Origin of the sequence: Paenibacillus sp. PL2-23 (assembly GCF_040834005.1) — a bacterium.
GTDB lineage: Bacteria > Bacillota > Bacilli > Paenibacillales > Paenibacillaceae > Pristimantibacillus.
Window position 1 is genome coordinate 3531572 of the sequence record NZ_CP162129.1, and the last position, 14594, is coordinate 3546165.

14 protein-coding genes are annotated in these 14594 nt (G+C 52.6%); 4 read left to right on the forward strand and 10 right to left on the reverse strand.

Annotated elements, in window-relative coordinates; all coding sequences use genetic code 11:
• Nucleotides 1-3 precede the first annotated feature (3 nt).
• The 6 genes from AB1S56_RS15550 to AB1S56_RS15575 form a co-directional block, all read right to left on the reverse strand.
• Nucleotides 4-960: a MoxR family ATPase gene (locus AB1S56_RS15550; RefSeq protein WP_340869293.1), complete on the reverse strand. Its 957-nt coding sequence runs from the start codon at nt 958-960 to the stop codon at nt 4-6.
• Nucleotides 961-1117: 157 nt separating this feature from the next.
• Nucleotides 1118-1468, reverse strand: coding sequence for a stage V sporulation protein AE (gene spoVAE, locus AB1S56_RS15555; RefSeq protein ID WP_340869294.1), 351 nt, complete (start codon nt 1466-1468; stop codon nt 1118-1120).
• Nucleotides 1465-2487: a stage V sporulation protein AD gene (gene spoVAD, locus AB1S56_RS15560; RefSeq protein WP_340869295.1), complete on the reverse strand. Its 1023-nt coding sequence runs from the start codon at nt 2485-2487 to the stop codon at nt 1465-1467. Before spoVAD ends, spoVAE begins: the two co-directional genes overlap by 4 nt.
• A gap of 1 nt (nt 2488) precedes the next feature.
• Entirely contained in the window at nt 2489-2941 is a 453-nt protein-coding gene (gene spoVAC, locus AB1S56_RS15565) for a stage V sporulation protein AC (protein ID WP_340869362.1), read from the reverse strand.
• Between the two features lie 182 nt (nt 2942-3123).
• On the reverse strand, nt 3124-3972 hold the full coding sequence (locus tag AB1S56_RS15570) for a sugar phosphate isomerase/epimerase family protein (RefSeq protein WP_340869296.1): 849 nt from the start codon (nt 3970-3972) through the stop codon (nt 3124-3126).
• A gap of 14 nt (nt 3973-3986) precedes the next feature.
• Nucleotides 3987-5063, reverse strand: coding sequence for a Gfo/Idh/MocA family oxidoreductase (locus AB1S56_RS15575; RefSeq protein ID WP_340869297.1), 1077 nt, complete (start codon nt 5061-5063; stop codon nt 3987-3989).
• A 140-nt stretch (nt 5064-5203) separates the two neighbouring features.
• On the opposite strand from AB1S56_RS15575, the gene AB1S56_RS15580 reads away from it, so the two are divergent.
• Nucleotides 5204-6130: an AraC family transcriptional regulator gene (locus tag AB1S56_RS15580; RefSeq protein WP_340869298.1), complete on the forward strand. Its 927-nt coding sequence runs from the start codon at nt 5204-5206 to the stop codon at nt 6128-6130.
• A gap of 5 nt (nt 6131-6135) precedes the next feature.
• On the opposite strand, the gene AB1S56_RS15585 is transcribed toward AB1S56_RS15580, so the two are convergent.
• Nucleotides 6136-7023: a hypothetical protein gene (locus AB1S56_RS15585; protein ID WP_340869299.1), complete on the reverse strand. Its 888-nt coding sequence runs from the start codon at nt 7021-7023 to the stop codon at nt 6136-6138.
• A 220-nt stretch (nt 7024-7243) separates the two neighbouring features.
• Between AB1S56_RS15585 and AB1S56_RS15590 the strand changes: the two genes are divergently transcribed.
• The 3 genes from AB1S56_RS15590 to AB1S56_RS15600 all read left to right on the forward strand — a co-directional run bounded on the left by AB1S56_RS15590 (nt 7244) and on the right by AB1S56_RS15600 (nt 10277).
• Nucleotides 7244-8224: a Gfo/Idh/MocA family oxidoreductase gene (locus AB1S56_RS15590; protein WP_340869301.1), complete on the forward strand. Its 981-nt coding sequence runs from the start codon at nt 7244-7246 to the stop codon at nt 8222-8224.
• 69 nt (nt 8225-8293) lie between these two features.
• Nucleotides 8294-9214, forward strand: coding sequence for a helix-turn-helix domain-containing protein (locus AB1S56_RS15595; RefSeq protein WP_340869302.1), 921 nt, complete (start codon nt 8294-8296; stop codon nt 9212-9214).
• The gene (locus AB1S56_RS15600) at nt 9198-10277 is read left to right on the forward strand and encodes a Gfo/Idh/MocA family oxidoreductase (RefSeq protein ID WP_340869304.1); all 1080 of its coding nucleotides are present in this window, start codon (nt 9198-9200) and stop codon (nt 10275-10277) included. The genes AB1S56_RS15595 and AB1S56_RS15600 overlap by 17 nt, the downstream gene beginning before the upstream one ends.
• 1101 nt (nt 10278-11378) lie before the next feature.
• Here AB1S56_RS15600 and AB1S56_RS15605 read toward each other — a convergent pair.
• The 3 genes from AB1S56_RS15605 to prpB all read right to left on the reverse strand — a co-directional run bounded on the left by AB1S56_RS15605 (nt 11379) and on the right by prpB (nt 14576).
• Entirely contained in the window at nt 11379-12362 is a 984-nt protein-coding gene (locus tag AB1S56_RS15605) for an IS1595 family transposase (RefSeq protein ID WP_340869364.1), read from the reverse strand.
• Nucleotides 12363-12708: 346 nt separating this feature from the next.
• A complete protein-coding gene (locus tag AB1S56_RS15610; RefSeq protein WP_340869305.1) occupies nt 12709-13557 on the reverse strand; it encodes a DegV family protein in 849 nt (282 codons plus the stop codon).
• Nucleotides 13558-13670: 113 nt separating this feature from the next.
• Complete coding sequence (gene prpB, locus AB1S56_RS15615; RefSeq protein WP_340869307.1) at nt 13671-14576, reverse strand: methylisocitrate lyase; 906 nt, start codon at nt 14574-14576, stop codon at nt 13671-13673.
• Between the last annotated feature and the right edge of the window lie 18 nt (nt 14577-14594).

The window sequence follows — 14594 nt, forward strand, 5'->3', positions numbered from 1 at the left end:
ACATTAACGCTCCAGCCGGACCGGCACTTTCGTCGATTGAATCGCCTGGGATACTACGTCTTCCGCATGAAGTCCGTTCATTCTGGCCTCCGTCCGCAGGAGCAGGCGATGCGGCAGAATGAATGGCGCAAGCGACTTGACGTCATCCGGCGTGACGTATTCTCGCTGCTGCAGATAGGCGCTGGCTTTGGCCGCGCGCGTCAACGAGATCGCCGCCCGCGGGCTGGCGCCCAGCAGGACGCTCGTATGGTCTCTGGTGGCCCGGACCAGGCTTACAATATATTTGGCGACGGCGTCATCCATATGGACTTGCTGCACCTGCTTCTGAATGCGGGTCATATCGCCGATCTCCAGGACCGGCTGCACTTGATCTGAGGGATGATAGCTTTCGACAGCCGCAATCATCTTCTGCTCGTCCTCCTGAGTCGGATAACCAAGCGACAGCTTCATCATGAAGCGGTCAAGCTGAGCCTCAGGCAGCGTGTAAGTGCCTTCGAACTCAATGGGGTTCTGAGTCGCGAGCAGAATGAATGGAGCAGGCAGCTCATAGGTGTCTCCGTCAACCGTCACGCAGCCCTCCTCCATCGCTTCCAGCAGCGCGGACTGGGTTTTTGTCGTTGCGCGGTTGATCTCGTCCGCCAGCAATATATTGGCCATCACGGGACCCGGCCGGAAGATGAAGCTTTCCTGCTTGGGGTGGTAGATCGACACGCCTGTTATATCCGTAGGCAGAAGGTCGGGGTTGCATTGAATCCTTCTGAACTGTCCGCCAATTGATTTGGCCAGCGCCTTGACGAGCTGGGTTTTGCCGGTGCCGGGAACATCCTCCAGCAGCACGTGCCCGCCAGCGAGCACTGCGATCAGCAATCTTTCTATCTCGTCTTGCTTTCCGAGAATACAAGTATTTAAGTTTCGAACGATCGTCGAGCATAATTGCATGTCAGCTGTACGAATTTCCATCTGATAACCTCCCGGAATGAACGCTCTGAATGCGCTTTAATAGTGCCCTTAATAGTACTATTTTACAGTAGGTGATAGACACTTCACAAATGGGACGCTTCCAAAAAAAATTGGAGAATCCCACAGGATTCTCCAAATGTATAGTATTTCCAAACTCTTAGCCTTTTGGCCGAATAACGAGCGCCGCCAGAAAGGAGAAAATAATCGCAGCCGATATGCCGGCGCTTGTCACCTTGAATATGCCGGATATGACCCCAATCCAGCCGGAGTTGTGCAGCTCCGTCAAGGCGCCGTGCACCAGCGCGTTGCCAAAGCTTGTAATGGGAACCGATGCGCCTGCGCCGGCAAACTCAATAAGAGGCTCGTACAGATTCAAGCCGTCGACGATCGCGCCGATGACAACCAAGGTCGCCATGGTATGCGCAGGCGTCAGCTTCAGCACGTCGAACATGAGCTGGCCGATGACGCATATGGCCCCGCCCACAAGGAAGGCCCACAGGAAGATCATGAGGATTGCTCCTTTCCCGCAGCAATGGCCACCGCATGGGCAATACATGGAATGCTTTCGCCTTGCTGGAAGGATAAGGGCGACAGCAGTGCGCCGGTAGCAACGACCAGAATGCGCTTTAGCTCGCCTCGCTGCAGTCTTTTGAGCAGATGGCCGTAAGTGACGACGGCCGAGCAGCCGCAGCCGCTGCCTCCCGCCTGGACCTTCTGGCGCTGCACATCATACACCATCAGGCCGCAATCATTAAACTCCGTATGATCCATCGGTACGCCGTTCTGCATGAGCAGATCCCTGGCGATGGGATGCCCCACGCCGGCCAGGTCGCCAGTCACGATCAGGTCATAATGGCCCGGCGTTCTGCCGGTATCGTTGAAATGCGCCTGGATCGTATCCACAGCAGCCGGGGCCATCGCTGCACCCATATTGAACGGATCGGTTATACCAAGGTCAACAACCTTGCCGATCGTCGCGCATTCAATGACGGGCCCCTCTCCAGATGCTGCCACAACGGCGGCGCCCGCGCCGGTCACCGTATATTGCGCCGTCGGAGGCTTCTGCGAGCCGTATTCCGTCGGATAGCGGAACTGCTTCTCAGCTGTGCAGTTATGGCTGCAGGTGCCTGCCAGCACATGTGTAGCCGCGCCGCTGTCGACCAGCTGCGAGGCCAGCGCCAGCGTCTCCATAGAGGTGGAGCAGGCGCCAAATACGCCGATATACGGCGCTCCCAGCGTGCGGGCGGCAAAGCTGTTGCTAATAATCTGATTCATCAGATCGCCGCCGATATAGAATTGAATGCCGCTTTTATCCATCTTGGCGTTCTGGACGGCGAATTCGCTTGCTTGCTCCAGCAGCAGCCGCTCCGCCTTCTCCCAGCTCTTCTGCTGCATATCCAGCTCAGGATGCACAAGATCAAATTCAGCAGCGAGCGGACCCTCGCCTTCGTCTGGACCGACAACCGCTGCCGCGCCTATAATAACGGGTTTATTTTCGAACCACCATGATTGTTTGCCCCGGAGCATCTTATTGCCCCCCGGTGCCCAGAATGAGGTGCGCGATCCCGACAAAAAAAGCCGCAACCGTGCCGTATACGATAACCGCGCCCGCAAGCTTGAACATATTGCCGCCGACTCCAAGCACAAGCCCTTCGCTTCGATGCTCAAGCGCAGCCGAGCACATGGAGTTCGCAAAGCCCGTCACCGGTACCGCAGAGCCCGCTCCAGCGAACTGGGCCAGCTTGTCATACACGCCAAGACTGGTCAAAATAACCGATATGAGAATCAGCACCGCGACCGTCGGGTTGCTCGCCTGCTCGGGCGTCATATTCATCAGATGGACGAACAGCTCCGAAATCGCTTGTCCGACCAGACAGATCGACCCGCCGACCAGGAAAGCTCTGAGGCAGTTCAGCATAATGGAGCGGGGCGGTTCCATTTCTTTGGCGTAGGCCTGATATTCCTTTGGCGACATCGACATTTTTTTGTAGAGGTTAGCAGTAGGTCCTTTCGATGCCAATTTCAGTTTCCTCCCTTACGGCATAAGCTACATTCCTTTTCATTATTTGTAACGAGCGATTGTGTTATGCCAACAAAAAAAAGAATTGTCCGCCTCCTCATTCGCTGAGAAAGCAAACAATTCTTCGTAACTGCAAGCAAGCGTTACACTCGAACCGAAAGGCCTGCCGCTTGGAACACATGGTCGAAGCCGCGCTGCGAACGGCGAGCCAGCTCCTCCGGCGCGTCCTCGGGCGGAGCGCTCGTCAATATTTCCTGAGTAACGGGCCCATCGTAGCCGATGCTGTGGAGCGCCTTCAGGAAGCCCGCTAGATCGATGACCCCTTCACCGGGATAAAGCCGGCCATTGTCGAGCGCTTCCTCGACGGGCACGTCCGGCGCGTCGTTGATATGGACATGCACGATCTGTCCGCCCGTCAGCGCTTCAATCGCCTCGGGCCCCAGTCCCGTCGTATACCAATGATACGCATCCAGCAGCAAGCCTACGTTCGGCTCCCCAATCGCGCCAATCCAATCCAGCGTCTCCTCCATCGTCCATATAAAAGGATTTTTCCAAGTCGAGCGCAAATGATGCGGACCTACAAACTCCAGCCCCAGCGAGATGCCGTATTGGCCCAGAATCAACGCACATTGCCGCAGCCTGCGCGTCGCAACCGCCATGAAATGCGCCGCCTTCCAGTCCGTGGACGGCAGAATGTACGTGCAGCAGCGGGTACAGCCCAGCTTCTGGGCGGCCGCCGCCGCTTGCTTCAGCTCGTTCAAGCCGCTGGCGAACTGCTCCTCTGACTGGCGCCACTCGACAGGCAGCCCGATTGCTCCCAAGACAACGCCATTTTGCTCCAATAGCGCCTTCGCTCCCTGCTCTCCGTACTTCTCAATCAACGATTTGGCGTCGACGTCCACCGCCTGGAAGCCGTAACGTCCCGCCAGCTCAATAAGCTCTTTCTCATCCTTCAGCTTGCCCAGGCCCGCTCCCGTAAGTCCTCTTAGCATTGTATTCGCCTCCTCTATTCGTTCATATTCCAGTCCAGGACAACCTCATGCCCCGTTCTGGAGCTTTCGTAGATGGCGTCCAGAATCAGGTTGTTCGTAAAGCCCGTCAGCGCGGAAGTGATGGGCTTCGTGCCAGTTTGTATACATGCCAGGAAGTGGCGGCTTAGTCGCGCTCTCTCCCCCTCATCCAGCTCTGGCCGCAATAGCGTGGTTTCCATAGGCTGATCGAACTTCTCGGTAAGCAGCTTGCCGGAGCCGCCCCTGTAGCTTGCTCCTCCGTCTGTGCCCATCAGATGAACAAACGGAAGATTGTCCGTATCCATATGAACCGCCCAGCTGACCTCCAGCGACAAGGTGCTGCCGTCCTCCATCTTGATAAGCGCTGTTGCCAGATCCTCAACATCATAGGCCCCGTTCCAATTGGGCATGCCCCAGGTTCCAATGCCTTTACGGCTTGGTCCAAATTCCGCGTAGGTGGATCCATAGACGGACACTGGCTTTGGATTGCCCATCAGATAGATAGCCAGGTCCAGCATATGGACACCGATATCGATCAGCGGTCCCCCGCCGGATTGATCCATCTGCGTGAACCATGTTCCCCAGCCAGGAATGCCCTTGCGCCGGAACCAACCCGTTTTGGCTGAATAAATCCGGCCAAGCTCGCCGCGCTCCACCTGCGCCTTAATCGCCATCGGAATAGCCTCCCACCTCATTTGATGGGCCACCATCACAACTCGGTCAGACTTGGCGCTTGCCTGAAGGATTCTTTTGGCCGCGCTGCTGTTAATGCCCATGGGCTTCTCCAGCAGCACATGCTTGCCTGCTTCGATCGCAAGTATAGCCAGCGGCGCGTGAAGCTGGTTCGGCACGCCAATGATAACCGCATCCACATCGGATCGAGCAATCAGCTCCTCCGGAGTAGCTGTGACGAATGGAATGCCGTAAGCAATGGCGCGCTCCTGGGCCAGCGGCATAAATGCGTCCGTAATCGCTGTGATCTCACACTGGTCGAACAGCTTGGAAAACTCATGGGCGTGCACATTCCCGATATTGCCTGCACCGATTATGCCGATTCTAACCTTGCCGCTCATGTCGACAACCTCCACTATGTCTTATATTTTCGATAATCTCCTATTTCCTTCGTAATCGCTTACGCCCTTTATGTTAAAATAATCTTAATCCAAATGCGTGCTTGTTTTTTCGATTTATATCTCATTTTTTCGGAGGCTGTATGACCTACTTTCCCGAATACCTCAAAACCTATCCCAACATGGATACATCCAGTCCGCTTCATATTAGTCTCAACCAGCTGCCGAACGGCTATCGGCGGCATCGACATGATTTTTTGGAGTTTTCGTTTGTGATTGAAGGCGCGGGCCAAGAGGCAATTAATGAAATGAAGCATGACATGCTGCCGGGCACATTCACTTTCGTGCTGCCGTACCAGGTTCATGAGCTGTTCACCCAGCCGGGCAAGCCGCTTAAGCTGTTTAATTGTATGTTCAGCATGGATTTATTAATGGAGACAGGCGCTGCGGAAGGACTTCATCGGTTATTCGACGGGGCGGGTTCGGTTCCGTTTATCCAATTAAACGGGCAAGAGCAAGCGCGAATGACGTGGCTGATGGAGGATATGTACAAGGAATACGGGAGTAACGAGCCTTGGCGTCACACCATGCTCCAAGCTCGGCTCAAGGAAATTTTGGTGTTGTTCGACCGGACGCGGAGGAAGCAGGGCGAGCTGGCCACAAGCAGCAGCTCCGGCGCCGATAGTGGAAGGAAGGACGCCGAAGCCCGCAGGCAAGCTGGATTTGTCTGGTCGATTGTTCATTATATACACAAGCACTACCAAGACGAGCTTAGCTTGTCCGAGCTTGCGGAGCGCTTCTCTCTCAGCGTGTCCAGGATGAGCGAGGTCGTCAAGGAAACAACGGGGCAGACCTACTCCCAGTTTCTTCGGGATTTACGGCTTAGGCATGTCTGCAGTCTGCTGGCATCAACAGAAATGAGCATCGCGGAGATTGCGATGGAGGTCGGCTATGGGTCTTACAAAACGTTCTCGCGAGTCTTCCGTGAGAGCAAAGGCATTGCGCCCAAGGACTACCGACGCTCAGTCGCCTTACGCGGGAAGCCGGCAGCTGCGCAGTTAGAGGGGTGAGGCATCTACAGCTTATGCTGCAGGGTGTAGACCAGCTCCTCCGGCTTGTCCCAGACGAAGGGGCGAATCCACTCGCTTTGCCCCAGCAGTCTGTCGGCTTGCTCGCTCTGCACAGTCCAAATAATGGGCACGCCAGCGCTCGCTGCAAATCCAGCCGCATAATACAGCTCTGGACCCGCCTCGGTCAAATCCGCGACGATCAGCTTGCTGCCTCTCAAGCTCTCAAGGAGCTCGGCGTCCGCCTTCTTCAGCCCGGACGGCAGCAGCATGCGCGTCTGGTAGCCGCATTGCTCCAGTCCCGGCAGCAGCGGCGACGCCAGCTCCTGACCGATGGACTCGTCGCCCGCCAATACGGTGCACAGCTTCCGCTTGCCGCCTCCAGCTATAGCAGCCGCATCCGACCAGCCATGCTCCGTCAGCTTCAGCACCGCGCCTTCCCGGAGGATGCGGCCGCTATCTCTCAGCTGCTCCATAATGAATACGAACTCCTGAAGATTAGCCGCGTAAGCCAGATTGTAATTACGTGTCATGGGATGCAGGCTTACGGGCTCCATCGGAGCATCCGTTCTGCGGTATAAGTATCGAAGGAAGCGCTTCTCCTTCTCCTCCTGCGTTATGGGAACAGCGGGCGAGTCCGCGATTGCCTGAACCTGATCAAGCGTCAGCGCCGCCCGGTCGCCCTCCTCGAATTGCTCTCTTATATAAGCCGACACCTGCGGCAGAAGCGTCCGCTTCCTAGCATAAGGCAAGGCTTGAATAGCGCTGTAGGCCTTGGAATCAAGCCGATAAAACGCGCCAGGCGCGCACATACAGTCGCTGTACGTATCGAAGCCGTCATCGTCGGATTCCAGCGCGGCCAGCTCGTTGCAGAATAAGCAATGTTTTTTGTTCAACCTGATCACCTCTTGCTTATAGCATTCGGCGGCTGCGCAGGATATAAGGGCGGCGAGCTTTAAGTGTAAGACTCCACACCCTCCACATGTCGTTATTTCATAGTACAATCGTCGCTTATTCACACTTATATTGCGATCATATATATGATACATTAACGTTAATGTCACAATATTATAGCTTTCGAATGTTATTCATTTACGACAAGGAGAGGCGATGCTCGTGATAAAAATCGGTATGATCAGCTATTGGCATGTACACGCCTGGGATTACACCAAGCAAGCACAAGAAACGGCTGGAACACAAATTACCGCCGTTTGGGACGAAATCGAAGCGCGTGGACGAGAGGCCGCCGAGAAGCTGGGGGTTCCTTATTTCTCGAATCTTGACGACATGCTGTCCAGCGATCTTGTGGATGCGGTCATTGTGGACGCTCCGACGAACCGGCACGAGGAAGTTATCGTGAAAGCCGCAAAGGCAGGCAAGCACATTTTTACCGAGAAGGTAATCGCTCCGACAACAGATGAAGTGACTCGCATATTAGCTGCCGTGGACTCCGCCGGCGTGAAGCTGACCGTGTCACTGCCTCGTTTGAATGATGGCTATACGCTTGCAATCCGCAGTGTGCTGGAACAGCGACAGCTTGGCCAGATTACGCTTGTGCGAGTGAGACTATCGCATAACGGCGCAACCGCAAATTGGCTGCCTGAGCATTTCTATAATATGGAGCAATGCGGTGGCGGCGCCATGATTGACCTTGGCTGCCATCCGATGTATCTGACAGCGCTGTTCATGGGAAGCCTACCGGAGAGCGTTCGTTCAACTTATGGTTATGTGACGGGCAAAGAAGTAGAGGACAACGCTGTTGCTATTCTGCAAGGAGCCGACGGAGCTATTGGCATCGTTGAAGCCGGCTTTGTTAATCCGCATTCCCCGTTTACGATTGAGGTTCATGGGACGGAAGGCACACTGCTGTATGGCTCGCCGGACGCCAAGCTACTTGTTCGTGCAAACGGCGACGATATGTGGAACGAGGTTGCTATCCCTGCCAACCGCGAGAGCGCTTTCGAGCAGTGGGTCAGCCATGTGACGAACGGAACAAGCGCCGATGAGAACATTCGAATTGCGCGGGAGCTTACCTTGCTGATGGAGACCTCGAATCGCTCAGCCAGAGAAGGAAAAGCGATCCTGTTAGCCGAATAGAAAGCATAGCAGCTAGAACCTAACGAAAGGTAGGCAATGGCCATGACCTCCAAATGGGAGTACGAAGATATGTGGGAGAAACCGGACGCCTTGGAGCGATTGGATTTGCATATCCGTTGGGGACCCTACAATATTCAAGTGCTTCGCTTTCATCTAACGCAATTCCTGCCGGGCAGAACGGTGCCCTTCCATAAGCATGCCGAATTTGAATTTCATTTCATTCCCAAGGGAAAAGGCAAGGTCATTCTAGTTGACAAGGAATACGCCTTGAAAGCGGGTCAGCTGTATCTAACAGGACCGGGCGTTATCCATTACCAGGAAGCCGACGCCTTGGAGGCGATGGATGAGCTTTGTCTGCATATCGATATCGTGGAGCGTACCGACGAGCCGCCATCTGATGATTGGGAGTTTGTAGAAGCCGTCACTTGCGTGAAGAAGCTTATGGACCTTCCACTCGCTCCCGCCCAGGATGCGCATGAAGCAATGCCTTGCTTCCTGGATGCTTATCAAGCATGCATGGCCGGGTATCCCGGCAGCTATACGACGATCAAGCAGCAAGTGATTCAGATTCTTCTGCGTACGGTTAGGGCGTACGAGACGCCCGGCAGCAACGACCAGCTGCCCACCAAGGACATGAAAAGCTATCGCTACGAGCTTGCTCTTGAATTTATGAGAGTGAATTATGCGGAGTCTGTCACGCTGGAGGATGTGGCGGAGCGACTCTGGATAAGCCCCCGCCAGCTGCAGAGATTGTTTAAGGAGCATGGCGAAGGCCACTCCTTTACCCGCATATTAGAGGATATACGCCTAGCGGCTGTCATCCAGGAGCTTGAAGCATCGAGCTCTTCCATTGAGGGGATCGCTGCCCGGACTGGCTTTGCATCAGGCAACTACTTACACGCTGTTTTCCGCAAGCGGTACGGCATGACGCCGTCCGACTATCGCAAATCTATTCAATCAGGAGGAAATATCCATGTCCAACATCTATAAAATTGCCATTATCGGCTGTGGCGGTATCGCCAACGGCAAGCATATGCCAGCCCTCAAAAAATTAGACAACATTCAAATGATCGCTTTCTGCGACATCGTGGAGGATAAAGCAATCACGGCTGCCAATCAATATGGCGTCGAAGGCGCCAAGGTATATACCAATTACAAGGAGCTGCTTAGCGACTCCTCCATTGACATCGTTCACGTCTGTACACCGAATGACTCCCATGCGGAAATTGCAATTGCGGCGCTAGAGGCCGGCAAGCATGTCATGTGTGAGAAGCCGATGGCCAAAACGGCAGAGGAAGCACAGCAGATGGTGGATGCCGTCAAGCGCACGGGCAAAAAACTGACCATCGGCTACAACAACCGCTTCCGCTCCGACAGCCAGCATTTGAAGAAAATATGCGAATCCGGCGAGCTCGGTGAGATATACATGGCCAAGGCTCACGCCATCCGTCGCCGCGCCGTACCGACCTGGGGCGTATTCCTGGACGAGGAGAAGCAAGGCGGAGGACCGCTTATTGACATCGGTACGCACGCTCTTGATCTTACGCTGTGGATGATGAACAACTATAAACCGAAGGTTGTGCTTGGCACTTCTTATCATAAGCTCTCGCAACGCGAGAATGCGGCGAATGCTTGGGGTCCATGGGACCCGAAAAAATTCACAGTAGAGGATTCCGCATTCGGCATGGTCGTTATGGAGGATGGCGCTACCATTATGCTGGAATCCAGCTGGGCGTTGAACACTCTGGAGGTTGACGAAGCAAAGTGCACCCTTTGCGGCACGGAAGGCGGCGCTGACATGAAAGGCGGCCTTCGCATTAACGGCGAACAGCACAGCCGCTTGTACACCAAGGAAGTGGAGCTGAGCTCCGGCGGGGTGGCCTTCTATGACGGCGCATCCGACAATGCGCCGGATCTGGAGATGAGAGCTTGGATTCACGCCATTGAAAACGACATCGATCCCGTAGTAACGCCGGAGCAGGCGTTTGTCGTCTCCCAAATTCTCGAAGCCATCTACGAATCGTCCAAAACAGGCAAAGCCGTTTATTTGTAAAACGGGTTGCCCTTCTAAGCATTGTACCTTAAAGCTTCGTACCTTTAGCTTATACCGCAAATGTGTACCCATAAGCTTTATACCTTAAGCTCTGTACCTTAAACTCTGTACCTAAGCTCTGTACCCTAAGCTTGCACCTGAAGCTTGTACCTGAAGCTTGTACCGTAAACCTGTATCTTAAGCTTCTACCTTAACGTTAAACACCTTGGCTAACACTCCTAATTGGACAGCAGCTAAGCCCTCAAAGAGACTTCATCCTGATGACCTCAAAGAGCCCTCCACTCCGCATGGCGGAAGGGACGGCTCTTTGTTTTTTCGTTCCTTCCAGTTGAGTTATATCTGGAACAACCCAGCATCAAATTAAGAGTCCCAATGGCGCCAATTATACTTGTTTTACATGTTTTGCTTGTTTTGCTTGTTTTGCTCGTTTTATCACCGCTTTGCATATTCGCTCTATCCCCTTCTTCCTTCTGGGATGATCTCAGATTTTCACAAGTGCCCTCAAATGTTACAGATGTTCTGAGATGTATCAGATGTTCCCAGATGGTTTTTGATGATACTGGATGATGTGGGGGATTGTCATGAAATCTTAAATAATCTTAGATAATTTCAGGTAAGCTTGGATGTTCTCGGATGTTCACTTAAGTTCTCAGGTGATCAAGGATAACGTGAGGTGGTATGAGGTAAAATCTAAAATCTATGTCTCAAACGCCTTAAGTCAGCTATCCCCTCAACTCAGTGTTAAGCAACTTGCTTAGACTCCAGTCAGCGCACCAGTTTCATTTTCATTTATTCTGATTGGAATTAGAATTACAACATAGAAAACAGTCTCCACCGGCATTGAAAAACAGACTAAGACTGGATTAATCGCATATACAAGCACGAAAAACGCCTACAGAGTAGACGAAAACAGAGATTTAGAGAGATTTACACATCTTAAGCCATATTTCGTTTCGCAACCAAACCACGCAGACTGCTATCTGCTTATTCACATATAGTGCAGCGCCCAGTTAACCATAAAGAATCAATATCACCAATGTAATTCAAATGTTCTAAATCGCATCATCTATACAAAACCAAGCTTGGCAGTACAAATAAAAGTCAGCATACTGAATGTAGACTTTGATCCTGTGAGGATAAGGAAATATGTGCCGATAATTGATCAACATGCCGTGAATTCAGAACACATAACAGTAAGCGATTAAATGCAGCCGCGGAACCAAATGCTCCATAGTTTAACCGAAAACAGCCCTCATCCAGATAGTGTTGGGCGTATTTGATTCCTATGCCATGGTAGGTGTCATTCATCCATTGCAGAATGTTATCCGTCATTCTTGACAGGGGGTACATAGGATCTAAGGATTGCGATTCGCACGTCCATTTCTCATTGCCATCAGAGTCAATAACCTTGTAATATTGCAACTTCCGCAACTGCTGAAAACGAGGATTCATCTGGACAATAGTAGCGTCCTTCTCGCAATGCTTCGCCATAAAAGCTTCCTGCTCGTGAACATTGAGCAAAGCTCTGGCATGCTTATGTCTCGGGATGAATGCTAGCCTGTAGTAGCCAGGGCCAGCTGTTTCCTTGTTGTGGGCAATGATGATGGAACGTTCTTTCATCAGTCGATTTTCTGTTAATATAGTCTGTCTTCCGAATATTTCAAGCTTCGCTTCCACTAAACCTGAGAGAGTTCTCTGCTGATCCATCCAGGAAATTGAAAGCCGGATGCAGTGAAGCATCTTCCAGGCGGTCTTATAGGTTACTTCAATGATCTGGCTTAGTTTCGTAGCATTTACACCATCCTTATGGCAGGCCACCAAATATATGGCCAACAGCCATTTCCTCAGCGGGGTTCTGCTCTTGTGCATAATCGTTCCGGAGGTTAATGAAAATTGATCGCGGCAAGACCTGCATTCGAACAACGGCATTCTTCTCGACATCATTCGGATAATGGAACCCCCTCCACACTTGACGCAGCTAACCCCGTTCTCCCACCTCAAGCTCTCGACCGCATCTATACAAGATTGCTCATCCGGATATGCTTCATTAAACTCATTCACTGCCGCCTCTATCACCAATGCCACCTCCAAAAAAGAACATTTGTTCTCATATAGAATAGCATTTTATTCCTATTTGCACAAGCAAAATGTTAAAGGTGCACCAAGTTTTTCGTCCTTAATGTCAAAATCTATAATTCTGGCATTCCTGAGTAGAAGGGATAGTTAGCCGAAGGGGCAATGGAACGATGGTTGGAGCATGACTCAGCGCTTCTGAGTTGAGGGGATAGTTAACCGAAGGGGGACTGGAACGATGGGTTGAGCCTGACGGACCGTTTCTGAGTCGAGGGGATAGTCAGTCGAGAGCCCAGCGCAAGCTTAAAAAACGCCTATCGGAGATAAGGTCCGGAGGCGCTTTCGTTATGGTTGCACATTATTTTTTGAGATAGCTTATTGCAACGGTATTCGGCCCTGTATGGGAGCAGATGGTGCAGCCGCCTTCAATGACTATAATTTCTTGGACATCGGTATGCTCCAGCAGGTAGGTTCTGATGTAATCAGCGGACTTCTCCGCAACCGTCTGGGCGATAACAACCAGCTTCAAATCGAGGCTCCCCATGTTATCAACTACGTTCTTCATAACATTTTCGAGCGCCTTCTGTGTTTTCCCCCGGTATTTCCTTGTCGATATAATTAGTCCGTTCTTGATTCCTAGTACGGGCCGGATCTGGAGCATGCTTCCGATCATGCTTTGAATACTGGATACTCGGCCGCCCTTGTGAAGATAATCCAGACGATCGATCAGAATATCGATTTCGACACGAGCCTTGCGCTCCTCGATAGCAGACACCGTCTCAGCCAAGCTGTCGCCCTGCTCCAGCATGCGCGCCGCCATAATCACCAGCATGGCGTAGCTTGCCGAGAGATGCGTGGAATCGATGACTGTAACCAGCCCCTCCGGAAGCTCCTCCATAGCGATTATCGCGTTCTGATAAGTCGATGAGACCCGGGCCGACATGCTGATATACAAAACCTGGTCTCCGCCCTCCGTCGCCGCTCGAAAAGCCTCCACAAAATCGTTGGGCGACGGAGCTGCGGTCCTGGGCAAAACGCCCGATTCGTCTACACGCCTGTAAATATCGTCAGTCGTAATATCGATGCCATCCCTAAAGCTTTGCTCGCCAAAAATAATGTAAAGCGGCACGATGGTAATGCCATATCTCCTAACCCACTCTTGCGGAAGATCGGAAACGCTGTCTGCGAATACTCTAATGTTGGCCAAAACGCATCCTCCAATCAAATCTTTTCATACTGTTAAGTATAGTATACAAAAGACTCGATGGGTAGGACCCCATAGCATGGCCAACTCCTAATACACAAGGCTGCGACGATCCTTCAATCCGAGAGCCGGGACTTTGCTATTGAAGCATCCATCACTTCATATGCTGCGTACTTTATGGATGCGTACAGCTGTGCGCGAGTTTGCATATCCCCAAGCATAGCGATTTGGGTTCCGCTTTGAATGATTTCGGCGAATATCTTCTCGTATGCCTTGGCTGCCACGCGTAGTGAAGTGACCGGATAAATTACCATCCTATAGCCCCAACCGCGAAATTGCTCTGCTGTATAATAAGGCGTACGTCCGAATTCGGTCATATTGGCGAGCAGCGGACAATCCGGCATTGCTTCGCTAAACCTCTTAAATTCGGTTTCATCCTCCAACGCCTCCGGGAAAATACCATCGGCTCCAGCTTCCCTATACAAGCTGGCCCTGCTAATCGCGCCCTCCATTCCTTCTACGCTTCTCGCGTCAGTGCGTGCGATGACGATTAGCGTTGGACTCGTCTCTTTTATCGCATGTATCTTATGAGCCATCTCCTCCGGCGGAACCAGCCGTTTACCGGTCAGATGGCCACATTTTTTGGGCATCTCCTGATCCTCCAGCTGAACGGCCGCCGCTTTGGCCTCAACCAGCTCCTTTCCAGCCCTCGCCGCATTCAGAATACCGCCAAAGCCTGTATCGATATCGGCTAGAACGGGCAGCCCTGTCGCCCGCACCAGCTCTCTAACCCTCTCAGCCAGCTCTTGGGAATGGATGATTCCTAGATCAGGCAGACCACGGCTTGCTGCATATGCGGCACCGGACAAATACAAAGCCCGAAACCCGGCGTGCTTGGCGACCAGGGCGGCCATCCCGTCATGCGCCCCGGGTATTTGCAATACCTCCTCGCCGGTAATCAGCTTGCGGAACCGCTCCGCAAGCTCGCGCTGCTCCGGATCTTTTTCGATTAACCAAGACATGGCTGCAGCTCCTCTCTT